The sequence below is a fragment of the Nonomuraea sp. NPDC001684 genome (genome assembly GCF_053596515.1).
On sequence record NZ_JBSFGJ010000041.1, the window covers coordinates 1 to 23,639 of the forward strand.

Genomic DNA, 23,639 nt, shown 5'->3' on the forward strand with positions numbered 1-23,639 from the left:
TCCCACTCACGTGTTGCCCGGTGTACGACTGTCGCGATTCGGCGCGGCGCTACGGGACCTGGACGCCTCCACCGAGGAGTGGCCCGAAGAGCTGCCCGAACCACTTCTCCAGCAGCTGCTTCATGGTGCCGTTGTCCCAGATCTTCTTCACCGCGGTGTTGACGGCCTCACACGTCTTGGTGTCGCCCTTCTTCAGGCCGATGCCGTACTTCTCGTCGGTGAAGCCCTGGCCGAGCACCTTGAAGTTGCCGCCGGCCTGCTTGGCGAAGCCCGCCAGGATCAGGTCGTCGGTGGTGACGGCGTCGAGGTTGCTGCCCGACAGCTTCTGCACGCACTCGGAGTAGTTGGCCGCGTCGACGGTCGTGGCGTCGATGTCGAGCTTGCCGTCCGGGGGCGGGTCGGTGACGCGCTTGTAGGAGTTGGAGCCGGCCGCCTTGCAGATCTTCTTGCCCTTGAGGTCCTGCGGGGCGTTGATCGCGGCGTCGTCCTTGCGGACCATGATGTCCTGGTGCGCGATCACGTACGGGCCGCCGAAGGACACCTTGGCCTTGCGCTCCTCGGTGATGGAGTAGGTGGCGAAGACGATGTCGACGGTGCCGTTCTGGAGGAAGGGCTCGCGGTTGGAGGAGGCCGACTCCTTCCACTCGATCTGCGCGTCCTTGCCGCCGTTCATCTCCTTCAGCACGGCCTTGGCGACGTCGACGTCGAAGCCCTCCGGCTCCGACCCCTTCTTCAAGCCCAGGCTCGGCTGGTCCCACTTGGTGCCGACCACGACCTTGCCGCCGTCCTGAACCTTCTCCAGGACGCTGGCGTAGGTCTTGTCACCGCCGCAGGCGGCCAGAGCGGCGAGCATGCCCACTCCCGTGACCACCGCTCCCAAACGACGCATGTGCATGTATACCTGCCTCAAAATCTCAGTGCGTGAGGATCTTCGAAAGGAAATCACGCGCGCGGTCGGTCTGCGCGTTGGTGAAGAACTCGTCGGGGGTGTTCTCCTCCACGATCTGCCCGTCCGCCATGAAGACCACCCGGTTGGCGGCCCGGCGGGCGAATCCCATCTCGTGCGTGACGACCATCATCGTCATGCCGTCACGTGCCAGCCCGATCATCACGTCGAGCACCTCCTGGACCATCTCCGGGTCCAGGGCCGAGGTGGGCTCGTCGAAGAGGATCATCTTCGGGTCCATGGCCAGCGCACGCGCGATCGCGACCCGCTGCTGCTGGCCGCCGGAGAGCTGGGCCGGGTACTTGTCCGCCTGCGCGGCGATGCCCACCCGTTCCAGCAGCTCCATGGCCCGCGCGTCGGCCGCCTGGCGGTCCTTGCGGCGCACCTTGATCGGGCCGAGCGTGACGTTCTCGCGGATGGTCTTGTGCGCGAACAGGTTGAAGGACTGGAACACCATGCCGACCTCGGACCGCAGCCTGGCCAGCCCCCTGCCCTCCTCGGGCAGCACCTGGCCGTCGAACACGATCCTGCCGTCGTCGATCGTCTCCAGGCGGTTGATCGTCCGGCACAGCGTGGACTTTCCACCGCCCGAAGGCCCGATGACCACCAGAACCTCGCCACGAGAGACGGTCAAGTTGATGTCCTTCAGGACGTGCAACGCCCCGAAGCGCTTGTTGACGCCCTCCAACTGAACGAGTGGAGTGGCGTCGCCGTTCTCCGTCATGGACCAAAACGGTAGAGGTCATTAAGGCGCTGGTCACTAACCAGGTGGTACCGATCCGGTCACATCGAGCCGTCAAGCTGGTGTTTTAGACGGGGGCGGCTGCCGCGAGCCGGACAACGACTACCCTTGAACCTGCCATGACTGTGACCCAGGAGAGCGCCCGCACGTACGAAGTGCGCACATACGGGTGCCAGATGAACGTGCACGACTCCGAGCGCCTTTCCGGCCTGCTGGAAGACGCCGGCTACGTGCCGGCCCCCGACGGCCGGACGGCCGACGTCGTCGTGTTCAACACGTGCGCCGTGCGGGAGAACGCCGACAACCGCCTTTACGGAAACCTCGGCCACCTGCGGCCGGCCAAGATGGACAACCCGCGCATGCAGATCGCGGTGGGCGGCTGCCTGGCCCAGAAGGACCAGGGCGAGATCGTCCGCAAGGCGCCCTGGGTCGACGTCGTCTTCGGCACCCACAACATCGGATCCCTGCCGGTGCTGCTGGAGCGGGCCCGGGTGGCCGGCGAGGCGCAGGTCGAGCTGAAGGAGTCGCTGGAGGTCTTCCCCTCCACGCTGCCCACCAAGCGCGAGTCGGCCTACGCGGCGTGGGTCGCGATCTCGGTCGGCTGCAACAACACCTGCACGTTCTGCATCGTGCCGTCGCTGCGCGGCAAGGAGAAGGACCGCCGTCCCGGCGACGTCCTGTCCGAGGTGCGCACGCTCGTCGGCCAGGGCGTCCTGGAGGTGACGCTGCTCGGCCAGAACGTCAACACCTACGGCGTCGAGTTCGGCGACCGGCTGGCCTTCGGCAAGCTGCTGCGCGCCTGCGGCGACGTCGAGGGCCTGGAGCGGGTGCGCTTCACCTCGCCCCACCCGGCCGCCTTCACCGACGACGTCATCGCCGCCATGGCCGAGACGCCCAACGTCATGCACCAGCTGCACATGCCGTTGCAGTCGGGCTCCGACCGCGTGCTGAAGGCCATGCGCCGCTCCTACCGGGCCGAGCGCTACCTCGGCATCATCGAGCGGGTGCGGGCCGCCATGCCCGACGCGGCCATCTCGACCGACATCATCGTCGGCTTCCCCGGCGAGACCGAGGACGACTTCCAGGCCACCCTCGACGTCGTCCGGCAGAGCCGCTTCGCCAACGCCTTCACCTTCCAGTACTCCATCCGTCCGGGCACCCCGGCGGCCACCATGGAGGACCAGATCCCGAAGGAGGTCGTCCAGGAGCGTTACGAGCGCCTGGTGGCCCTGCAGGAGGAGATCTCCTGGGAGGAGAACAAGAAGCAGGTCGGCCGCACGCTGGAGGTGCTGGTCGCCGAGGGCGAGGGCCGCAAGGACGACGCCACGCGCCGCCTGTCCGGCCGCGCCGCCGACAACCGGCTCGTGCACTTCGCGGTGGGCGAGGAGACCCCGAGGCCCGGTGACATGGTCACCGTCGAGGTCACCTACGCCGCCCCCCACCACCTGGTCGCCGACGGCGCGGTCCGGGCGGTGCGGCGCACGCGGGCCGGCGACGCCTGGGAGGCGCGCCAGGGCGCCCCGGCGAAGGGGCCCGGCGTGCTGCTCGGCATGCCGTCCGTCGGCCGCCCGGCGGCTCCCGCCCCGGCCGCCGGAGCCTGCTCGGCCCACTGAGCCACCGCGTTCCGACACCCCGCCGCTCCTTCGGGACGGCGGGGTGTCGCGCGTGGGTCAGCGCCTGAGACGGTCGAGGAAGCTGTAGCACGGCTGCCGGCGGAAGTCGTCGAACGTGGCGCACGGGTCGGGCCCGCCCGGCCGTACGGAGGGAGGCGGCGGCGGGGGAGGCGCCTGACGGTCCGGCTCGGGGACGACCCGTTCCCTGGGCGGCGCCTGCGGGGACGCGTGCGGAGCCGGACGGCGTACGGCGGCCCGCCGGGACGGACGCGGCGGCGCGACCAGCGGCGGACGCGTGGGAAGCGCCCTGGGCGAGAACGGCGATGACGGCTCGCCCTTCACCGGCCTGCCCTTGCCCGGAGAATGCGAGGGCTCGCCCGGCTCCGGCTCCGCCGTCGTGGGCCGGTCGGGCGCCGGCACGGCCTCCATCCAGCCCGGCGACCAGGGGCCGGGCGACCAGGGGCCCGCCGACGGGGTGGGCGGCGCCGGGGACGGCTCGGCCACCGGCGAGCCCGCGATCCGCGAAGGAAAATACGATCTTGGGATAAGCGGTGTTTCCTGATCGAATTCACGGCGGATTTGCGGGCGCGATTCCGGAGAACTGGTGAATGCGAGGAAAATCCCGAGCCCGGCCGTGACGAGTACCCCGGCCGCCCCGGCCGCGGCGCCCAGCCGGGGACGGCCACCTGGGCAAACAGATCTTTGGGGGGACAAGTCGTGATTCCTTTGTGATTGGTGTGCGAGCATTCCGCTGCTGCGGCTAGTGTGGTCCATCACCCGCGGAAGCCGGCGAGCTTTCCCCGATACGACCGCAGGGAGCTGCACCACCATGCATGATCCGACCGAGACGGATCGTCAGGAGATCCTCTCCGGGCCGGGCCCGTCCCCGAGACCCCCGGGCAAGAGCAGGAAGACCGCCGTCATCGCCGCGTTCGCCCTCGTGGGCGTGCTCGCCGCGGGCGGCGCCGGCTACCTGCTGGCGGCCAAGCCCGGCCAGAGCACCCAGCAGGAGCAGGGCTCCGGCCGCCCGTCCCCGGCTACGAGCGCCGGCGACGAGGTGTTCGAGGCCGACGAGGACGCCACCATGGGCGACGCCACCACCGACGCCCCCGACGACGGCCTGCCCACCGACGGCTCCGACGACTCCGCCATGGGCGACGCCGTCACGGACACGGGCGGCGGCTCCGACCCCGCCGACAAGGGATCGACCGGTTCCGACGGCACCGGCGGCACGACGCGGACGGGCACCGGCAAGAAGCCCGGCACGCCGTCCGCCAAGGCCCCGCAGCCGGACGGCGACAATCCCGCCGACGGCCCCGCGGGCGTGCTCAGCGGCCAGTGCGCCAAGAGCGGCTGCTGAGACACCGCCCCCAAGTGGCTCGCCCTTTCCGGCCGGTAATGGATCTGCTGGAGAGCCGGCCGTCCTCGTAGGGTGCCGGGCATGACGACTGACAGAGCGGCCACGTTGCGACGGCTGCACGTGCCCGGCAGCCCGCTGATCCTGCCCAACGTCTGGGACGCCGCCTCGGCGCGCGCGGTCCAGGAGGCCGGGTTCCCGGTGGTGGCCACCGGCAGCGCGGCCGTCTCCCGCGTGCTGGGGTACGCCGACGGCGAGAGCACGCCGGTCGGCGAGATGATGGCTGCCATCGCCCGCATCGCCAGGGCCGTGGACGTGCCCGTGACCGCCGACGTCGAACGCGGTTACGGGCTCGCGCCGGCCGAGCTGGCCGAGCGGCTGGCCGAGGCCGGGGCGGTGGGCTGCAACGTGGAGGACTCCGACCCGCGTACCGGCGAGCTGGTCGACGCCGGGGCGCAGGCGGACTTCCTGGCCGGCGTGCGGGCGGCCGCGGGCGACGCCCTGGTGATCAACGCCCGGGTCGACACCTACGTGCGGGGCCTGCGCGACCGGGCGGCGGCGGTGTCGCGCGGGCGGCGCTACCTGGAGGCCGGGGCCGACTGCGTGTACCCGATCACGCTGGCGGACGAGGGCGAGATCGCGGCCCTCGTCGCCGAGGTGGGCGGGCCGGTGAACATCCTGTTCCGGCCGAAGGCGCCGTCGTACGCGCGGCTGGCGGAGCTGGGGGTGGCCAGGATCAGCTTCGGCGGCGGCCTCCACCAGGCGGCCCACGCCTACACCCAGGGCCTGCTCACCGCCATCGCACAAGGCCACGACCCCTACACGACCTGACCGCCGGGTTGGGGCGGGTGGCGCGTACGCTTGCGCTCGTGCTTGTCGCCGCGGCCGTCTGCCCGCAAACCCCGCTGATCGTGACCGGGCTGCCCGAGCTGCGCGCGGCCTGCCGTACCGCGGTCGCCGCGCTCCGGGCCGCCCGTCCCGACGTGCTGGTCGTGGTGGGCGGCGCGGAGACGACCCGCTCCTACGACGGCGCCGCGGCGGGCTCCCTGCGGCCCTGGGGCTTCGACATCACGGTGGGCGAGGGCGCGCCCGTGCTGCCGCTGTCCCTGACCGTCGGCCGCCGCCTCCTGAACGACCCCGAACAGCCCCCCGCCACCGACGCCGACGGGGTTCCCGGGCAGGCGGTCGCCTTCGACGCCGCTCCGGGCGAGTGCCGGGCGATCGGCGCCGGGCTGGCCGCCCTCGGACGGGTCGCGCTGCTGGTCATGGCCGACGGCTCGGCCTGCCTGACCCCGCGGGCCCCGGGCCGGTACGACGAGGCGGCCGGGCCGTACGACGACCTGATCGCCGAGGCGGTCGGCAGGGCCGACGCGGCGGCGCTGGCCGCGCTCGACCCCGTCGAGGCCGACCGGCTGTGGGTGACCGGCCGCGCGGCCCTCCAGGTGCTGGCCGGCGCCGCCGAGGGGACGCCGCTGACCGGCACGCTGCTCATGCGGTCCTCGCCCTACGGCGTCGGCTACTTCACCGGCGTGTGGCGCTGACGAGGCGGCGCCGGAAGGCGCGTCAGGCCTGGGGGCGGCGGGGGACGGGGATGCGCATCAGGTCGCGGGCGGTGATCACTTCGCCGTCGTAGCTGCGGCGTACCTCCGCCACGAACGCCGGCTCCTCGGCGAACCCGTACCGCTCGGAGAAGTGCGTGAGCACCAGCCTGCGCACCCCCGCGTCGGCCGCCACCACGCCCGCCTCGAACGCCGTCAGGTGCCCGTACTCCTTGGCCAGCGCGCTCTCGGCGGACAGGAACGTCGACTCGATCACCAGCAGGTCGGCCCCGAAGGCCAGCTCGAACACGGCGTCGCACAGGCGGGTGTCCATGACGAACGCGGCGCTCTGCCCCGGCCTGGGCTCGCTGCACTCGGCGAGCGTGACGCCCCGGACCGAGCCGGTGCGCTGGAGCTCGCCGACCTCCGGGCCGCGGATGCCGTGGCGGGCCAGCCGGTCGGGAAGCATGCGGCGGCCGGGCGGCTCCTGGACGCGGTAGCCGTACGACTCGACGGGGTGGGACAGGCGGCGGGCGATCAGCGGCCCCACCCCGGCCAGCGCGCCGGAGACCGGATGCTCCTCGATCACCTTCGTGTCGGCGAACGCGGCCGCGTGCCGCAGCCTGCGCCAGTACGTCTCGCCGGCGGCGGGGAAGACCGCGCGCACCGGATGGCGCACCCGGTCGCGGGCGATGCGCTGCACGACCCCGGGCACGCCCAGGCAGTGGTCGCCGTGGAAGTGGGTCACGCACAGCCAGTGGACGTCGTTCGCGCTCAGCCCGGCGTGCAGCATCTGCCGCTGCGTGCCCTCGCCCGGGTCGAAAAGGTAGCCTTGCCCGTCCCAGCGCAGAAGGTACCCGTTGTGGTTACGGTGTCGGGTGGGCACCGCGCTGGAGGTGCCCAGCACCACGAGTTCACGTGAGGACATGATGACCACGCAGTCCACGCTGTCCACGGTCGCGTTCGCCGAGGTGCCGACGCCGGTCGGCCCGTTCGTCCTGGCCGTCACCGAGCGGGGGCTGGTCGCCTCGGGATGGGGGTCGCCCGCCGGACTGGCCGGTCGGCTCGGCCTGGCTGAGGTTCATGATGCGGATCGTACGGCCTGCGCGGTCGCCGAGCTGAACGCTTATTTCGCCGGCGAGCTGCGCACGTTCAGCACCCCCGTGGACTGGCGGCTGATGACCGGCTCCCGGCTGCAGGTGCTCCAGGCCCTGCACCGCGTCCCGTACGGCACCGCCGTCACCTACGGCGAGCTGGCCCGGCGCGCCGGGTCGAGCGTGCCCGCCCGCGGCATCGGCTCGATCATGGGCTCCAACCCGATCCCCATCATCGTGCCCTGCCACCGGGTGGTCGCGGGCAACGGGCTGGGCGGGTTCAGCGGCGGCGTGGGGGTGGAGACCAAGCGCTGGCTGCTGACCCACGAGGGATACCTCCAGCCGACGCTCCTCGACCTGTAGGTGGTCCGTCCACACCCGGACAGTTGACACACTGGTCGGTGTGCGCCAGCAGCCAGTCATCGCCGTCGTGGGCCCCACGGCGGCCGGGAAGTCCGATCTCGCCGTCGACCTCGCGCTCCGGCTCGGGGGCGAGTGCGTCAACGCCGACTCCATGCAGCTCTACCGCGGCATGGACATCGGCACGGCCAAGCTCACCCCCGCCGAGCAGCGCGGCGTCCCCCACCATCTGCTGGACATCTGGGACGTCACGGTCACGGCCAGCGTCGCCGAGTACCAGCGGCTGGCCAGGGAGCTGTTCGCGAAGATCGACGTCCCGGTGCTGGTGGGCGGCAGCGGCCTCTACGTCCGCGCGGCCCTCGATGACCTGGAGTTCCCCGGCACCGACCCGGTGATCAGGGCCCGGCTGGAGGCGGAGCTGGCCGAGCGCGGCCCGGCCCCCCTGTACGAGCGGCTGCGCGAGCTCGACCCGCCCGCCGCCGAGGCGATCCTGCCGAGCAACGGCCGCCGCATCGTGCGCGCGCTGGAGGTGATCGAGCACTCCGGCCGGCCGTTCTCGGCCACCATGCCGTCCTACGACGCCGTCTATCCCAGCGTGCAGCTCGGCCTGGAGGTGCCGCGGCCCGTGCTGGACGAGCGCATCGAGCTGCGGGTCGAGCGCATGTGGGCGGCCGGCCTGGTCGAGGAGGTCCGCGCGCTGCTCGGGCAGGGCCTGGCCGAGGGGCGCACGGCGGGCCGCGCGCTCGGTTACGCCCAGGTCATCCGGTTCCTGGAGGGGGAGTGGACCGAGGAGCAGGCGTTCGCCGAGACGGTCAGGGCCACCAGGCGCTTCGCCCGCCGCCAGGAGTCGTGGTTCCGCCGCGACCCGCGGGTGCGCTGGCTCCCGTACGACGCCCCCGACCTGCTTGAACGATCCCTGGCGCACATCGCCGACCCGGGTGCGGCATAAACTCAGGCAATGCGGTTTCTCAAGGGGCACGGCACCGAGAACGATTTCGTCATCCTGCCCGATCCCGACGACGGCGTGGAAGTGACGGCCGCGCTCGTGGCCAAGATCTGTGACCGGCGGGCCGGGATCGGCGCCGACGGCGTGCTCCGGGTCGCCAGGACCAAGGAGCACACCGAGGTGGCCGAGCAGGCCGCGGTGGCCGACTGGTTCATGGACTATCGCAACGCCGACGGCAGCGTCGCGGAGATGTGCGGCAACGGCGTACGCGTCTTCGCCCGCTACCTGGTGGACGCGGGGCTGGTGGAGGGGACGGAGTTCTGCCTGGCCACCAGGGGCGGCCCGCGGCGGGTCCGGGTCGAGCCCAACGGCGACATCACGGTCGACATGGGCAAGCCGGCCGTGCTGGGCGAGAGCGTGGCGGGCGTCGGCGGACACGAGTACTCCGGTCTCCACGTCGACATGGGCAACCCCCACCTGGCCTGCGCGATCGGCGACCCGGTCGTCCAGCTCGACCTCAGCCACCAGCCCGGCTTCGACACCGGGGTGTTCCCGGCGGGCGTCAACATCGAGCTGTTCAACCCGGTCGGCGTCAGCCGCGTGGTGATGCGGGTCTACGAGCGCGGCTCGGGCGAGACGCGCTCCTGCGGCACCGGCGCCGTGGCGACCGCCGTGGCCGCCGCGCACATGTCCGGCGACACCACCGGCACCTGGACCGTCGAGGTCACCGGCGGCTCGCTGACCGTCATCCTCGACGAGGACACGAGCTACCTGTCCGGCCCGGCGGTGATCCTGGCGAGCGGCGAGCTGATGCTTGCAGAATGATGTTCTCCTGAGGGATGCTGGGTCCACTTTCCGAACCGAGGAGGGGTTGAGGATGGCGGACCCGCGTACCACGGCGGTCCAGGTCAAGGCGCCGATCGGCCAGTACGGCGGCGGCTTCATGGTCTCCCGCGAGGCCAAGGCCGTCTGCGAGCAGCACGGGCTCGGCCCGCGCGAGCTGTACTTCCGCGGGCGCTGCGGGGTGCTCGGCGAGTGCCACGCCGACGTGGTCACCTCGGTGGCGGTCTTCTTCCCCGCCGCCCACGTCGAGGAGAGCTGGAACGGCGGCAGGAAGATGCCCGTCGAGCAGGCCGTCGAGCTCTACACCGAGGCGTGCAGGCAGTGGGGCCGGCGCAAGCTCGGCGGTCACGACGGCTGCGCCCGGATCGCCGAGCTGCTCGAACCGGTCGTCGCGCAGGCCTCGCCGGTGGGCGCGCCGCTGTTCGCCGGCTGGCGGGCGGTGCCGCTGCCGGACGACCCGCCCGCGCGCGCCGTCCAGCTCATGCACGTCCTGCGCGAGCTGCGCGGGGGCCTGCACGCCAACGCCGTGCTCGCGGCCGGCCTGCACCCCCTGGAGGCCACGCTCGCCGCCGTCCACGACACCACCCCCTTCGGCTACGCCGACGGCGTGACGATCGCCAGGTTCTTCACCTGGCCCGAGCCCTACGCCACCCCCGGCCCCGACGTCGTGGCGCGGCGGGCCCAGGTCGAGGAGACCACCGACGACCTGATGGCCCCGGTCTTCTCGGTCCTGCGCGACAGCGAATCGGACGAGCTGATCGAGCTTCTGCGTTTTGGGCACGCTCGTTGACCTGGCAGACTGACTGCCCATGGACGTGGACATCTGGGCCTGGGTCGGCGAAACCCAGCAGCAGCTTTCCGAGGCGGGCAACGTTGGCCTCGCCATGGCGCTGGGAGACCTTCCCGCACAGGCCTACGAGGGCCGGTATCCGCAGCTCGACGTGATGGCCCCGGCCATCGCCCAGCAGGCCGAGACGCTGGAGCTGCCCTGGCTGGAGTTCTACGCCCGCTACTGGCACCTCATGGGCCGCATCGGCGACCGGGCCCAGGGCGCGGTGGCCATCGACGACGCGCGGCAGCTGCTCACGTTCGCCCAGCGCGAAGACGTGCGCGACTGCCCGGCCACCCCGGCCGCCGTCGAGGCGATGGCCGTCGTGTGGGCCAACACCGACGGCCCCGGCTACGCCGGTGACCGCCTGGAGACGGTGGGCGCCTTCCTGGAGGGCATGAGCCCGGAGCGGCCCGCCTTCAGCGGCCTGGTCACCCAGTACGTCGCGGCGCTCGTCGACGCGGGCAAGGCCGGCGAGGCCGTCGCCTACGCCGAGTCCGCGGTCGAGCGGCTGCGCACGGCCGGTCGCGAGGCGAGCTGGGAGCTCGGCGCCGAGGGCGCCCGCGCCCTGCTGGCCGCCGGCCGGGCCGACGACGCGCTGGCCGCCCTGCAGGCCGCCGCCGACTTCGCCCCCGACGACCCGCCCGCCAAGGCCCACCGCGAGGGCGTGCGCCGCGCGCTCATCCTGGCCGAGCTCGGCCGCACGGCCGAGGCCGTCGACGCGCTGCCCGACCTCGACGTGGTCGGCGAGCACCCGCGGGTCTTCGTCGAGTGGTCGCGCGCGGTCGCCAAGCTGGCCGGATCCTCCCAGATCACCAACACCTGGCAGCTCGGCCGGGTGCTGCGCCAGTGGATCGACTACTTCGGCATGATGGGCGGCTACCGCGCCCGCGTCGAGCTCGCGCTGGTCGCGGGCGAGCTGGCCCTGGCCAGGAACGGCGTGTGGCAGGCCCGCCTGCTGGCCGACCTGGCCGAGTCCGGCGCGGCGGAGCTGCGCGGCGAGACCGGCGACCTGACCGAGCGCGTCGCCGCGCTGCGGGCCGCCGCCGACGCCACCTCCGAGCCCGCGGCCCCCGGGCCCCTGACCGAGCGGGTCGGCCTGTTCGACGCCGCCGACGGCTTCAACGCCGACCCCGAGAAGTGGGTGGGCTGGCTCGCGCCGCTGTCCGGGCAGGACCTGGAGGCCACCCGCCGCCACACCACCACGCTCGGCTTCCTCGGCTTCCCCGCGGCGGGCGCCGACATCTACTGGAAGCTGCTGGTCGACTCCGGCGACATCGCCTCGGCCGACCCCGACGACATCGCCTACCTGACCACCCTGCTCATCGAGGCCCGCCAGGACGAGCGCCTGGAGCAGATGGCCGCGCTGCTGCCGCACGCCGCCCAGTACCTCGCGCTGGCCAGGCTCCACAGCGCCCGCGAGCGCTGGCCGGAGACGCTCGACGCCGCCGAGCACGCGGTCGCGGCCGGGGCCGGCATCGAGGCCAGGCGCCTGCTGTCCGGCGCCGCCCAGCAGCTCGACCACAACGACAGGGCCGCCGGCGTCCTGGCCGAGGTGCTCGACGAGCTGACCGACGAGGACGTCTGGCGCATGGTCGTCATGGCCACCTCGGCGGAAGACTGGGACACCGTGCGCAAGGGCGCGGCCAAGATCGGCATGCCGATCAAGTCCAAGCAGGGCCCGATCGAGGAGGAGATGGGCCTGATCCGGCTCATCCTCCCGGCGCCCGACGGCGGCCAGCGCCAGGTGTTGTCCATCCGCACCGGCCCGGCCACCGCCCGGCTGGCGCTGCCGCAGCCGCGCGGCATGGACTACAACGCCGGCGACCTGGTCGTGTTCGACCCGCAGCTGCTGGAGCCCGTCCCGGAAGACCCGCAGGAGCAGCAGAACTTCGTGCCGCCGTTCGCGGCCGTGCGCATCCTGCGTCCCGGCGGTTACACCAGCTACTTCTTCGACGGCGCCGCGCCGAGCGAGGAGGACTGGGCGGAGTTCACCGAGGTCATGGCCGAGCGCGGCTGGCCGATGTGGGTCTACAGCGACGAGAACTACACCGTCACCCACCCGACCAGCGGCGAGTCGCTGCCGGGCGTGTTCGGCTGGGTCGCGGTGCCGCCGGACGTGTCGGCCGCCGAGGTCGACGCCCTGCTCGACGACGCCACCGAGCGCTGGGTGCACCCGCTGGCCTGGCTCGACCTGGCCCGCGAGATCGACGTCGAGGTCGAGCGGCACGAGCGCATCGTCAAGGAATACGGGCTCTGACGTGCTGGAGCGCTTCAGCCTCGACGGCAAGGTCGCCATCGTCACGGGCGCGTCGTCGGGGCTGGGCGTGGCCTTCGCCCGTGGGCTGGCCGAGGCCGGCGCCGACGTCGTGATCGGCGCCCGGCGCGCGGATCGGCTGGCGGAGACCGGGCGCCTGGTCGAGGAGACCGGGCGCCGCTGCCTCCCGGTCCCGACCGACGTGGCGGCGCCGGAGGAGTGCGACGCGCTGGTCGCCGCGGCCGTGGCCGAGTTCGGGGCGGTCGACGTGCTGATCAACAACGCGGGGGTCGGCACCGCCGTGCCCGCGCTGCGCGAGCGGCCCGAGGAGTTCCGCCGGGTGGTGGAGATCAACCTGCACGGCACGTACTGGATGGCGCAGGCGTGCGCGCGGGTGATGCGGCCGGGCTCGTCGATCGTGAACATCGGCAGCATCCTCGGCGCGACCACCGCCGGGCTGCCGCAGGCCGCCTACAGCGCGTCGAAGGCGGCCGTGGCAGGGCTCACCCGCGACCTGGCCCAGCAGTGGACGGCCCGGCGCGGCATCCGGGTCAACTGCCTGGAGCCGGGGTTCTTCGCCTCGGAGATGACCGAGCAGTACCCGCCCGGCTACCTGGAACGCATGCTGGAGCTGCGGGTGCCGATGAAACGGCCCGGCGACCCGGCCGAGCTGGTGGCGGCGGCGGTCTTCCTGGCCTCCGACGCCTCGTCGTACGTCACCGGTGTCACGCTGCCGGTGGACGGCGGCATCCTGATCACCTAGACGGTCCTTCTAGTACGTTGTCGGGAATGACCGCCCCCTTCGTACGTTCCTACCGTCCGGCCGATCTGGCCGCCGTCTACGACATCTGCGTGCGCACGGCCGACGCCGGTGGCGACGCCCGCGGCCAGTACGCCTCCGACCTGCTCATGGGCGACATCTTCGCCGCCCCCTACGTCACCCTGGAGCCCGAGCACGCCCACGTCGTGGACGACGGCACGGGCCAGGCCGTCGGCTACGTCGTGGGCACCGCGGACACGGCGGCGTTCGTCCGCCGCTACCGCGAGGAGTGGATCCCGGCGGCCGCGGCCCGCTGCCCCCTTCCCGCCGACCCGCCGGTCACGGCGGACGACGTGATGCTCGCCCTGCACCACCGGCCCGAGCGCATGCTGGTGCCCGAGCTGGCCGGCCACCCCGCCCACCTGCACATCGACCTGCTGCCCGACTGGCAGGGCAAGGGCTGGGGACGCCGGCTCATGAGCGCCTTCGTCGACGGCCTGCGCGCCGCCGGGGTGCCGCGGCTGCATCTGGGGATGGTCAGCACGAACGCGCCCGCGCGGGCCTTCTACGACCGGCTCGGCTTCGCGGAGCTGGCGGTGGCCGACGCCGGGCCGGTGACGTACCTGGGACGGGACACCTCGCCGCTCGGCTAGCTCTTGTCCGCGGGGAGCCAGGGCCTTATGTTCGTTGCGTAGTCCGGTGCGTGTTGCGTATTAAGGAACAGCCGGAGGCGTGATGGGTCGGCCGCGCGTGGTGATCATCGGAGCCGGGATCGTGGGGTGCGCGGTGGCCGACGAGCTAACCGAACGCGGCTGGAGCGACGTCACCGTGGTGGAGCAGGGCCCGCTCTTCGCCGCGGGCGGCTCCAGCTCGCACGCCCCCGGCCTGGTCTTCCAGACGAACCCGTCCAAGACCATGACCGAGTTCGCCGCCTACACCGTGCGCAAGTACACCGCGCTCGGCGCGCACTGCTTCCGCCAGGTCGGCGGCCTGGAGGTGGCCACCACCCCCGAGCGTTGGACCGACCTGCACCGCAAGCTCGGCTGGGCGCAGTCATGGGGCGTCGAAGGGCGCCTGCTGGACGCCGCGCAGTGCGCCGAGCTGTGGCCGATGCTGGACCGCGACCGGGTGCTGGGCGGCTTCCACGTGCCGAGCGACGGCCTGGCCGCCGCCGTGGCCTGCGGCGAGACGCAGGCGGCGCGGGCCACCGAACGCGGGGCGCGCTTCCTCGGCGGGCACACCGTGACCGGCGTCGAGCAGCAGGGCGGCCGGGTCACCGGCGTCTCCTGCCTGGCCGCGGGGGAGTACCGGACGATCCCGGCCGACGTGGTCGTGTGCGCGGCCGGATTCTGGGGCCCGTCGATCGGGGAGATGGCCGGGCTGAGCGTGCCGCTGCTGCCGCTGGCCCACCAGTACGCGAAGTCCGGCCCCCTGCCCCCGCAGCCCGAGGGCCCCATCCTGCGCCACCAGGACCGCGACCTGTACGCCCGGCAGCACGGCGACCGCATCGGCATCGGCTCCTACGCCCACCGCCCCATGCCGGTCGCCCAGCACGAGATCGGCCCCAAGGGCACCACCATGCCCTCGGTCCAGTCGTTCACCGAGGAGGACTTCGAACCCGCCTGGCGCGACGCCGCCGAGCTGCTGCCCGCCCTGGCCGGCTCCAAGTACGAGGACGGCATCAACGGCGTCTTCTCCTTCACCGCCGACGGCTTCCCGCTGATCGGCGAGGCGCCGCACCTGGACGGGTTCTGGCTGGCCGAGGCCGTCTGGGTGACGCACTCGGCCGGGGTGGCCAGGGCGGTCGCCGAGCTGCTGGTGACCGGCCGGTCGCAGGTGGACCTGCACGAGTGCGAACTGGCCAGGTTCGAGCAGGCGCAGCTGTCGCCCGCCTACGTCGAGGAGCGCGGCAGGCAGAACTTCGTCGAGGTCTACGACGTCATCCACCCGTTGCAGCCCATGGAGTCGCCGCGGCCGATGCGGACCAGCCCGTTCCATCCGCGTCAGGTGGAGCTGGGCGCGTACTTCCTGGAGTCGGCCGGATGGGAGCGGCCGCACTGGTTCGAGGCGAACGAGCCGCTGCTCGCCGGCCTCGAAGAGCCGCGGATCGGCGCCGACCGGCGGGACGCTTGGGCCGCCCGTCACTGGTCGCCCATCGCGGCCGCCGAGGCGTGGGCCACCCGCGAGCGGGTCGCGCTCTACGACATGACCTCGCTCAAGCGCATCGAGGTCAGCGGTCCGGGCGCGGCGGCCTTCCTCCAGCACATGACCACCAACAACGTGGACAAGAAGCCCGGCACGGTCACCTACACCCTGCTGCTGGACGCCGGTGGCGGCATCCGCTCCGACCTCACGGCGGCGCGGCTGGCCGAGGACAGGTTCCAGCTCGGCGCGAACAGCAACCTCGACCTCGACTGGCTGACCCGGCACGCCCCCCGCGGGGTGCACATCAGGGACATCACGCCCGGCACCTGCTGCGTCGGCGTGTGGGGGCCGCAGGCCAGGGAGCTGGTGCAGGGGCTCACGGACATGGACCTGTCCAACGAGGGCTTCCGCTACTTCACCTGCCGGTCCGGGTACGTCGGGCAGGTGCCGGTGCTCGCGATGCGCGTCTCGTACGTGGGCGAGCTGGGCTGGGAGCTCTACACCGGCGCCGACATGGGGCTCAAACTGTGGGACACGCTGCGGTCCGCCGGGACGCCGGTCGCGGGCGGGCGGGCCGCGTTCAACAGCCTCCGGCTGGAGAAGGGGTACCGGCTCTGGGGCGTGGACATGACCACCGAGCACGACCCGTACGAGGCCGGGCTGGGCTTCGCGGTCAAGGAGGACAAGGACTTCCACGGCCGCGACGCGCTGCGCGCCGAACCGTCGCGCAGGCTCGTGCCGCTGCTCAGCGCCGAGGTGGTCATGGGCAAGGAACCGGTCTGGCACGCCGGTCGCGTCGCCGGGTACGTCACCAGCGCCGCGTACGGGCACACCATCGGCCGTCCGATCGCCTACGCCTGGCTGCCGGCCGAGCTGGCCGGAGCGGGGACGCGGGTGGACATCTCGTACTTCGGCCGCCGCGTGCCCGCGGAGGTCGCCGCCGAGCCGCTGTTCGACCCCCGGATGGAGAAGATCAGACGTTGACCCACCCCGGCTTCCTCTGGCGCAACCCCGAGCCGCGGCCCTCCTACGACGTGGTCATCGTGGGCGGCGGCGGGCACGGCCTGGCCACCGCCTACTACCTGGCCAGGAACCACGGCCTGACGAACGTCGCCGTCCTGGAGAAGGGCTGGCTGGCCGGCGGCAACATGGCCCGCAACACCACCATCATCCGCTCCAACTACCTGTGGGACGAGAGCGCCGCCCTCTACGAGCACTCGCTGAAGCTGTGGGAGGGCCTGAGCGCGGAACTGGACTACGACCTGCAGTTCAGCCAGCGCGGCGTGCTCAACCTGGCGCACAACCTGCACGACGTGCGCGAGGGCAGGCGGCGGGTCAACGCCAACCGGCTCAACGGCGTGGACGCCGAATGGCTGGACGCCGACGAGGTCAGGAAGTTCTGCCCGATCGTCAACGTCTCCGGCCGGGCCCGCTACCCCGTCCTGGGGGCCACCTTGCAGCGGCGCGGCGGCATCGCCAAGCACGACCACGTCGCCTGGGCGCTGGCCCGCCAGGCCGACGCGTACGGCGTGGACCTGATCCAGGGCTGCGAGGTGACCGGGTTCGAGATCACCGGCAACCGGGTGACCGGCGTGCGCACCTCGCGCGGGCCCATCGCGGCGGGCACGGTGGCGCTCGCCTCGGCCGGGCACACCTCGGTCCTGGCCGAACGGGCCGGGATCCGGCTGCCGCTGCAGTCGCACCCGCTCCAGGCGCTGGTGTCGGAGCTGCTGGAGCCGGTGCTCGACTGCGTCGTCATGTCCAACGCCGTCCACGTGTACGTCAGCCAGGCGCACAAGGGCGAGCTGGTCATGGGGGCGGGCATCGACGCGTACAACTCCTACGGGCAGCGCGGCGGGTGCCACGTGATCGAGGCGCAGATGGCGGCGGCCCTGGAGCTGTTCCCGCTGTTCAGCCGGGTCCGCGTGCTGCGGACGTGGGCCGGGATCGTGGACGTCTCGCCGGACGCCTCCCCGATCATCGGCGCCACCCCCGTGGACGGCCTCTACGTCAACGCCGGGTGGGGCACCGGCGGCTTCAAGGCGACCCCCGGCTCCGGCTGGGTGTACGCCGACACGATCGCCAACGGCCGGCCGCACCCGCTGGCCGAGCCGTTCGCGCTGGAGCGGTTCACCACGGGCGCGCTCGTGGACGAGCACGGCGCGGCGGCGGTGGCCCACTGATGCTGCTGCTTGACTGCCCCCACTGCGGCCCCCGCGACGAGACCGAGTTCCACTACGGCGGCCAGGCCGGGATCCCCTACCCGCAGGCCCCCGGCGAGCTGTCCGACCAGGAGTGGGCCGCCTACGTCTTCCTGCGCGACAACCCCAAGGGCTGGTTCCGCGAACGCTGGTTCCACACGCACGGCTGCCGGACCTGGTTCACCGTCGAACGGCACACGGTCACGCACGAGATCAGGAAGGCGCCATGAGGTTCACCTTCGACGGCCGTCCCCTCCAGGGGGAGCCGGGCGACACGCTGGCCGCGGCACTGCTGCGCAACGGGGTGCGGGTGGTGGGCCGGGGGGTGGAGTCCGGCCGCCCGCGCGGCGTCTTCTCGGCCGGCCCCGAGGAGCCGAACGCCCTGGTCCGCGTGGGCGCCGACCCGATGCTGGCGGCCACGACGGTGGAGCTGTACGACGGGCTGGAGGCGTGGAGCCTGCGCGGCAAGGGCCGGGTGGACCTCGACGCGGCCGACGACCGGCGCTGCGACAAGGGTTACCTGCACTGCGACGTGCTGGTGGTCGGCGGCGGCCCGGCCGGGCTGGCGGCGGCCGCCGCGGCGCGCGCGGCCCGGGTGATCCTGCTCGACGACCAGCCCCGCCTCGGCGGCGACCTGCTGAACAGCCGGGTGCTGCTCGACGGGGCGCCCGCGCTCGACTGGGTGGACTCGCTCGACCTGTCCGGCGTGCGGGTGCTCACCAGGACCACGGCCGTCGGCTACCACGACCACAACTACGTGGTGGCCGTCGAGCGGCGGGCGCGCGGCGAGCGGCTGTGGCACATCAGGGCCCGCCGGGTCATCCTGGCGACCGGCGCCCACGAGCGTTCGCTCGCCTTCCCCGGCAACGACCGGCCCGGCGTCATGCTGGCCTCGGCCGCCCGCGCCTACGCCAACCGGTACGGCGTGCTGCCCGGCCGCCGCGCGGTCGTCCTGGCCTGCGCCGACTCCGGCTACGAGGCCGCCGCGGACCTGCGCGCGGCCGGCGTGGAGATCGCCGCGATCGTCGACCCGCGCCCCGAAGGACTCACCCCCGACGCCCTGGCCGGGCAGGTGATCACCGGCACCACGGCCGGCGCGGACGGCGTGCTGACCGGCGTGCGGGTGGGGGAGCGGCACATCGAGGCCGACCTGCTGGCCGTGGCGGGCGGCTGGAACCCCGCCGTGCACCTGTTCAGCCAGTCGCAGGGACGGGTGCGCTTCGACGAGGGAGTGCAGGCGTTCGTCCCGGACGTCTCGGCGCAGGCCGAACGCTCCGCGGGCGCCTGCCGCGGCCGGTACGGCACCCGCGAGGCCATCGCCGACGGCCACGCCGCCGGCCGGGAGGCCGCCGGATCCGCCGCCCGCGAACTCCGCGTGCCCGACTGCGACGAGCGCCCCCCGCGGCCACCCGCGGCGTTGTGGCTGGTCGAGGGGGACGGCGACGAGCCCGCCTTCGCCGACCTGCACCGCGACGTGACCGTGGCCGACCTGGCCAGGGCGACCGGCGCCGGGATGCGCTCGGTCGAGCACGTCAAGCGCTACACCACCGCGGGCACCGGCGCCGACCAGGGCAAGACGTCGGGGACGGTCGTCGTGGGCGTGATGTCGGCGCTGCTCGGGACCGCGCCGGGGCAGGTGGGCACGACCACGTTCCGGCCGCCGTACACGCCGGTGTCGTTCGCGACGCTGGCCGGGCGCGACCGCGGCGCGCTCTCCGACCCGGTCAGGACCACCGCCATGCACGCCGCGCACGTCGCGGCGGGCGCGGTGTTCGAGGACGTCGGCCAGTGGAAACGCCCCCGCTACTTCCCGCTGGACGGCGAGACCATGGAGGCCGCCGTGGCGCGCGAGTGCGTGGCCGCCCGCACCTCCGTCGCCGCCATGGACGCCTCCACCCTGGGCAAGATCGACATCCGGGGCGCGGACGCGGGCGCGTTCCTGGACCGGATCTACACCAACATGTACTCCACGCTCGCCGTCGGGGCCTGCCGCTACGGGCTCATGTGCCGGGCCGACGGCATGGTGTTCGACGACGGCACCACGACCAGGCTCGCCGCCGACCACTACCTGATGACCACGACCACCGGCAACGCCGCCGCGGTGCTCGACTGGCTGGAGGAGTGGCGGCAGACCGAGTGGCCGCAGCTCGACGTCTCCTTCACCTCGGTCACCGACCACTGGGCGACGGTCGCCGTGGCCGGCCCCAAGGCGCGGCGGGTGATCGCCGCCGTCGCGCCCGGTGCGCTCGGCCTGCCCTTCATGCGGTACGCCGGGACGGACGTGCTCGGCGTGCCCGGCCGGGTGTTCCGGATCAGCTTCTCCGGCGAGCTGGCCTACGAGGTCAACGTGCCCTGGCCGTACGGCAGGGCGTTGTGGGAGGCGGTGCTGGAGCTGGGCGCGGTGCCGTACGGGACCGAGGCGATGCACGTGCTGCGGGCCGAGAAGGGGTTCGCCATCGTCGGCCAGGAGACCGACGGCACGGTCACGCCGCACGACCTCGGCATGTCGTGGATCGTCTCCGCGCGCAAGCCCGACTTCGTGGGCAAACGCTCGCACGCGCGCCCCGACACCGCCCGCGAGGGCCGCAAACGCCTGGTCGGCCTGCTCGCCGACGACCCCGCGACGCCGATCGAGGAGGGCGCCCAGCTCGTCAGGGGCGGGCCGGGCGCGCCCATGCTGGGGCACGTCACCTCCGGCTACGCCAGTGCCGCGCTCGGCCGGACGTTCGGGCTGGCCATGGTCAGGGACGTCGTGCCCGGGGACCGGCTCACGGCGGTGTCGGGGGCGGCGGCCACCGGCGTGACGGTCGTCGAGCCGGTCCTGTACGACCCGGACAACACCCGCCGCGACGGCGACCCCCTGGAGGAGGACGCGCCCGCGGCACTCGGGGGCGTTCCGGCGCGGGAGAGCCCGGCGGCGGCGTTCGCCGACCGGTTCGCGGCGGCGAGCGGGCCGTCGGTGCGGCTGCGCGAGCTGCCGTTCGAGCCGATGTGGGAGGTCAGGGGCGCCGATCCCGGCGTGGGCCTGCGGCTCGGCCCGTCGTGGTGGCTGGTGACCGGGGACGCCGCGCCGGGGCCCGGCTGGGTGGACGTCTCGGGGCAGCGGACGATCCTGGAGCTGTCCGGGCCGATGGCGGACGACGTCCTGATCACCGGCTGTCCCGTGGACCTGCATCCCGACGTGTTCCCCGGGCACGCGCAGACGCTGCTGGGCCGGGCCTCGGTGATCCTGGAACGGCGGGCGGCCGGCGAGTACCGGATCCACGTCAGGTCGTCGTTCACCGCGTACCTGGCAGGGTGGCTCTTGGACGCCCTTTTAGCATTATGAGACCATTTAGGGGTACTTGCTATACCTAGACTTTACGAAAACCGAAGTCTGGGGGATCACGTGCGCACACGGGCGTTCACGGCCGGTCTGGCCATGGTGACGATGCTGGCCGGCTGCGGCGGCCTGGAGGCGCAGTCGGGCGGCCCGGACCCGGCCAAACCGGACTCCGCATCGGTCTCGGACGCCCGCAAGAAGCTGGACAAGCTCAAGGTCAAGGGACGAGCCCCGCGCACCGGCTTCGACCGCGACGAGTTCGGCCCCGCCTGGGCCGACGTCGACCACAACGGCTGCGACACCCGCAACGACATCCTCAAGCGCGACCTGAAGGACGAGACGTTCAAGTCGGGCACCCACGACTGCATCGTCCTCACCGGCACCCTGGACGACCCCTACAGCGGCAAGACCATCAAGTTCAAGCGCGGCCAGGACACCAGCACGGCCGTCCAGATCGACCACCTGGTGCCGCTGTCGGACGCCTGGCAGAAGGGCGCGCAGCAGTGGTCGCCCACCAAGCGCAAGGAGTTCGCCAACGACCCGCTGAACCTGCTGGCGGTGGACGGCCCGCTGAACAACCAGAAGAGCGACTCCGACGCGGCCACCTGGCTGCCGCCGCGCAAGGCGTACCGGTGCGCCTACATCGCCCGCCAGATCGACGTGAAGAGCAAGTACGACGTCTGGATCACCGACGGCGAGAAGAGCGCGATGGAAGGCATACTCAAGGACTGCTGAGAGCCCCGCCGGGGGCGGTCAGCGTCAGCTCCACGCGGGCCCCGCCGCCCTCGGGCGCCGAGACGGCGAGCGTGCCGCCGCACGACTCGGCGGTGCGCCGCGCGATGTCCAGCCCCAGGCCGGTCGAGCCGCCCCCGCTGATCCCCCGCTCCAGCGCCCCCGGGTCGAACCCCGGCCCCGAGTCCTCGACGACCAGCAGGGCCCCGGCCGGCCGGGACGACAGCCGCACGGCCATGGCGGTCCCCTCCGGGGTGTGCGCGAACACGTTGCCGAGCAGCGCGTCCACGCACGCGGCCAGCTCCTCGCCGCCGACGGCGACCGGCGCGGGCGCGTCGGGCAGCGACACCGACACCGGCCGCCCCTGGTCCTCGGCCAGCACCGACCAGAACCGCACCCGCTCGCGCACCACCTCGGCCGCGTCGCACGAGCCGCGCCCGGCCGAGCGCCGCCGCGCCTCGGTGATGACCGCGCTGACCGCCCGCTCCAGCGCGTCCACCCTGTTCTGGACCCGGGCGGCCTCCTCCGGGTCGCGCAGCGACTCGGCCTCCAGCCGCAGCCCGGTCAGCGGCGTGCGCAGCCGGTGGGACAGGTCGGCGACCGACTCGCGCTCGGCGGCCAGCAGGTCGCCGATGCGCCCGGCCAGATGGTTGAGCGCCAGCGCCACCGACCGCACCTCCGGCGGCCCGCCCGGCTCGGCCCGCGCGCTCAGGTCGCCGCCGGCCAGCCGGTGCGACACGCGGGCCAGCCCGACCACGGGCCGGGTCACGGCCAGCGCCAGCCGGTCGGCCAGCACGATGCCGAGCACCATGAGCCCCAGCCCGAGCACGAGCAGCGCCAGCCAGGCCGCCCGCACGCCGTGCGTCAGCTCGTCGTCCGGCACGAACACCCTGATCACGGCCGTGCCGTCGGGGGACTGCGCCGAGACCAGCACCTCCCGGCCGCCGGGGGCGACGGCGGTCACGCTGCGGCCCGTCGCGGCCAGCCGCACGGCGTCAGAGCGGGCGGCGGGCGCGCCCATCGTGTCCCCGCCGGGCAGGAACACCGTCACCCGCCGCGGCACCTGCTCCACGGCCAGCGGCAAATCAGGCGTGCCGACCGCGACCGCGACGGACTCCGCGGCGGCGGTGGCCCGGCTCATCGCGCCGTTCTCGGCCACGGTGCCGATCAGCAGCGCCATCGGCACCAGCAGGGCGATCAGCACGAGCGACGTCGTCGCCGCCACCAGCAGCGCCAGCCAGCGCCTCACGACGGCCCGACCAGCTTGACCCCGACGCCTCTGACGGTGTGCAGGTAGCGGGGCTCGGCCGCGGTCTCGCCGAGCTTCCTGCGCAGCCACGACAGGTGCACGTCCACGGTCTTGTCGGCGCCGCCGTACGGCAGCCGCCACACCTCCGTCAGCAGCTCGCGCTTGGTGACCACCTCGCCGGGCCGGGCCGCGAGGAAGTGCAGCACGTCGAACTCGCGCGGCGTGAGGTCGAGGGACACCCCGTCGAGCGTGGCCGTGCGCGCCCGGGGATCGACCCGCAGCCCGCCCACGGCCAGCGGCTCCGGCGCGGCCTCGCCCGCGCGCCGCAGCACCGCCCGCACCCGGGCGTCGAGCTGCCGGGCGCTGTACGGCTTGACCACGTAGTCGTCGGCCCCCGCGTCCAGGACGGGCACCATCTCGGCGTCGCCGTCGCGGGCGGTCGCCACGATCACCGGCACCCTGCTCACCGCCCGCAACATGCGCAGCAGCTCGACGCCGTCGAGGTCGGGCAGGCCCAGGTCGAGCACGATCAGGTCGGGACGGTCCTGCACGGCCAGCCGCAACCCCTCCAGCGCGGTCGGGGAGGAGGAGACCGCGTGGCCGAGATCGCGCAGGCCCCGGCTCAACGACGTCCGGATGGTCACGTCGTCCTCGATGAGCAGGATGTCAGCCATATACCCAAACCGTAGACGGTCCGTGGTGATG

22 protein-coding genes are annotated in these 23,639 nt (G+C 73.2%); 16 read left to right on the forward strand and 6 right to left on the reverse strand.

Annotation, left to right across the window (positions count from 1 at the left end; genetic code table 11):
* Positions 1-49: 49 nt before the first annotated feature.
* Complete coding sequence (locus ACWCSD_RS11290) at positions 50-853, reverse strand: glutamate ABC transporter substrate-binding protein (RefSeq protein WP_449914155.1); 804 nt, start codon at positions 851-853, stop codon at positions 50-52.
* A 61-nt stretch (positions 854-914) separates the two neighbouring features.
* Positions 915-1,670 (reverse strand): amino acid ABC transporter ATP-binding protein, encoded by a 756-nt coding sequence (locus tag ACWCSD_RS11295; protein ID WP_358291921.1) that lies wholly within the window; start codon positions 1,668-1,670, stop codon positions 915-917.
* A gap of 137 nt (positions 1,671-1,807) precedes the next feature.
* Between ACWCSD_RS11295 and miaB the strand changes: the two genes are divergently transcribed.
* A complete protein-coding gene (miaB, locus tag ACWCSD_RS11300) occupies positions 1,808-3,301 on the forward strand; it encodes a tRNA (N6-isopentenyl adenosine(37)-C2)-methylthiotransferase MiaB (RefSeq protein WP_358291923.1) in 1,494 nt (497 codons plus the stop codon).
* Positions 3,302-3,358: 57 nt separating this feature from the next.
* On the opposite strand, the gene ACWCSD_RS11305 is transcribed toward miaB, so the two are convergent.
* Positions 3,359-3,805 (reverse strand): hypothetical protein, encoded by a 447-nt coding sequence (locus tag ACWCSD_RS11305; protein ID WP_449914158.1) that lies wholly within the window; start codon positions 3,803-3,805, stop codon positions 3,359-3,361.
* 325 nt (positions 3,806-4,130) lie between these two features.
* On the opposite strand from ACWCSD_RS11305, the gene ACWCSD_RS11310 reads away from it, so the two are divergent.
* The 3 genes from ACWCSD_RS11310 (at position 4,131) to ACWCSD_RS11320 (ending at position 6,199) form a co-directional block, all read left to right on the forward strand.
* Positions 4,131-4,661, forward strand: a complete 531-nt coding sequence (locus tag ACWCSD_RS11310; RefSeq protein ID WP_397160744.1) for a hypothetical protein — start codon at positions 4,131-4,133, stop codon at positions 4,659-4,661.
* 81 nt (positions 4,662-4,742) lie between these two features.
* Positions 4,743-5,489: an isocitrate lyase/PEP mutase family protein gene (locus tag ACWCSD_RS11315; RefSeq protein ID WP_449914159.1), complete on the forward strand. Its 747-nt coding sequence runs from the start codon at positions 4,743-4,745 to the stop codon at positions 5,487-5,489.
* 38 nt (positions 5,490-5,527) lie between these two features.
* Complete coding sequence (locus ACWCSD_RS11320) at positions 5,528-6,199, forward strand: hypothetical protein (RefSeq protein ID WP_397160740.1); 672 nt, start codon at positions 5,528-5,530, stop codon at positions 6,197-6,199.
* Between the two features lie 22 nt (positions 6,200-6,221).
* On the opposite strand, the gene ACWCSD_RS11325 is transcribed toward ACWCSD_RS11320, so the two are convergent.
* Complete coding sequence (locus ACWCSD_RS11325) at positions 6,222-7,124, reverse strand: ribonuclease Z (RefSeq protein ID WP_358291932.1); 903 nt, start codon at positions 7,122-7,124, stop codon at positions 6,222-6,224.
* Between ACWCSD_RS11325 and ACWCSD_RS11330 the strand changes: the two genes are divergently transcribed.
* The 12 genes from ACWCSD_RS11330 to ACWCSD_RS11385 all read left to right on the forward strand — a co-directional run bounded on the left by ACWCSD_RS11330 (position 7,123) and on the right by ACWCSD_RS11385 (position 21,688).
* On the forward strand, positions 7,123-7,653 hold the full coding sequence (locus ACWCSD_RS11330) for a methylated-DNA--[protein]-cysteine S-methyltransferase (protein ID WP_358291934.1): 531 nt from the start codon (positions 7,123-7,125) through the stop codon (positions 7,651-7,653). The genes ACWCSD_RS11325 and ACWCSD_RS11330 overlap by 2 nt on opposite strands.
* A gap of 40 nt (positions 7,654-7,693) precedes the next feature.
* Entirely contained in the window at positions 7,694-8,599 is a 906-nt protein-coding gene (gene miaA, locus ACWCSD_RS11335; protein ID WP_358291935.1) for a tRNA (adenosine(37)-N6)-dimethylallyltransferase MiaA, read from the forward strand.
* Between the two features lie 9 nt (positions 8,600-8,608).
* Positions 8,609-9,421 (forward strand): diaminopimelate epimerase, encoded by an 813-nt coding sequence (dapF, locus tag ACWCSD_RS11340; protein WP_449914163.1) that lies wholly within the window; start codon positions 8,609-8,611, stop codon positions 9,419-9,421.
* A gap of 52 nt (positions 9,422-9,473) precedes the next feature.
* On the forward strand, positions 9,474-10,229 hold the full coding sequence (locus tag ACWCSD_RS11345) for an SCO6745 family protein (RefSeq protein WP_387672352.1): 756 nt from the start codon (positions 9,474-9,476) through the stop codon (positions 10,227-10,229).
* 19 nt (positions 10,230-10,248) lie between these two features.
* Positions 10,249-12,528, forward strand: coding sequence for a tetratricopeptide repeat protein (locus ACWCSD_RS11350; protein ID WP_387672355.1), 2,280 nt, complete (start codon positions 10,249-10,251; stop codon positions 12,526-12,528).
* 1 nt (position 12,529) lies between these two features.
* Entirely contained in the window at positions 12,530-13,288 is a 759-nt protein-coding gene (locus ACWCSD_RS11355) for an SDR family NAD(P)-dependent oxidoreductase (protein ID WP_358291943.1), read from the forward strand.
* Positions 13,289-13,314: 26 nt separating this feature from the next.
* Positions 13,315-13,938: a GNAT family N-acetyltransferase gene (locus ACWCSD_RS11360; RefSeq protein ID WP_449914167.1), complete on the forward strand. Its 624-nt coding sequence runs from the start codon at positions 13,315-13,317 to the stop codon at positions 13,936-13,938.
* 82 nt (positions 13,939-14,020) lie between these two features.
* Positions 14,021-16,414, forward strand: a complete 2,394-nt coding sequence (locus ACWCSD_RS11365) for a GcvT family protein (RefSeq protein WP_449914169.1) — start codon at positions 14,021-14,023, stop codon at positions 16,412-16,414.
* Positions 16,411-17,613, forward strand: a complete 1,203-nt coding sequence (locus tag ACWCSD_RS11370) for a sarcosine oxidase subunit beta family protein (protein ID WP_449914170.1) — start codon at positions 16,411-16,413, stop codon at positions 17,611-17,613. Before ACWCSD_RS11365 ends, ACWCSD_RS11370 begins: the two co-directional genes overlap by 4 nt.
* Positions 17,613-17,861 carry a sarcosine oxidase subunit delta gene (locus tag ACWCSD_RS11375; RefSeq protein WP_358291951.1) on the forward strand — a complete coding sequence of 83 codons (249 nt, stop codon included), beginning with the start codon at positions 17,613-17,615 and terminating at the stop codon, positions 17,859-17,861. The genes ACWCSD_RS11370 and ACWCSD_RS11375 overlap by 1 nt, the downstream gene beginning before the upstream one ends.
* Complete coding sequence (locus ACWCSD_RS11380; protein WP_449914173.1) at positions 17,858-20,959, forward strand: 2Fe-2S iron-sulfur cluster-binding protein; 3,102 nt, start codon at positions 17,858-17,860, stop codon at positions 20,957-20,959. Before ACWCSD_RS11375 ends, ACWCSD_RS11380 begins: the two co-directional genes overlap by 4 nt.
* 60 nt (positions 20,960-21,019) lie before the next feature.
* The gene (locus ACWCSD_RS11385) at positions 21,020-21,688 is read left to right on the forward strand and encodes an HNH endonuclease family protein (RefSeq protein ID WP_397160725.1); all 669 of its coding nucleotides are present in this window, start codon (positions 21,020-21,022) and stop codon (positions 21,686-21,688) included.
* Here ACWCSD_RS11385 and ACWCSD_RS11390 read toward each other — a convergent pair.
* Together ACWCSD_RS11390 and ACWCSD_RS11395 are read right to left on the reverse strand one after the other, a co-directional pair.
* Positions 21,675-22,934: a sensor histidine kinase gene (locus tag ACWCSD_RS11390; RefSeq protein WP_449914176.1), complete on the reverse strand. Its 1,260-nt coding sequence runs from the start codon at positions 22,932-22,934 to the stop codon at positions 21,675-21,677. The two genes, ACWCSD_RS11385 and ACWCSD_RS11390, sit on opposite strands and share 14 nt — an antisense overlap.
* A complete protein-coding gene (locus ACWCSD_RS11395; RefSeq protein WP_352322768.1) occupies positions 22,931-23,608 on the reverse strand; it encodes a response regulator transcription factor in 678 nt (225 codons plus the stop codon). The genes ACWCSD_RS11390 and ACWCSD_RS11395 overlap by 4 nt, the downstream gene beginning before the upstream one ends.
* Between the last annotated feature and the right edge of the window lie 31 nt (positions 23,609-23,639).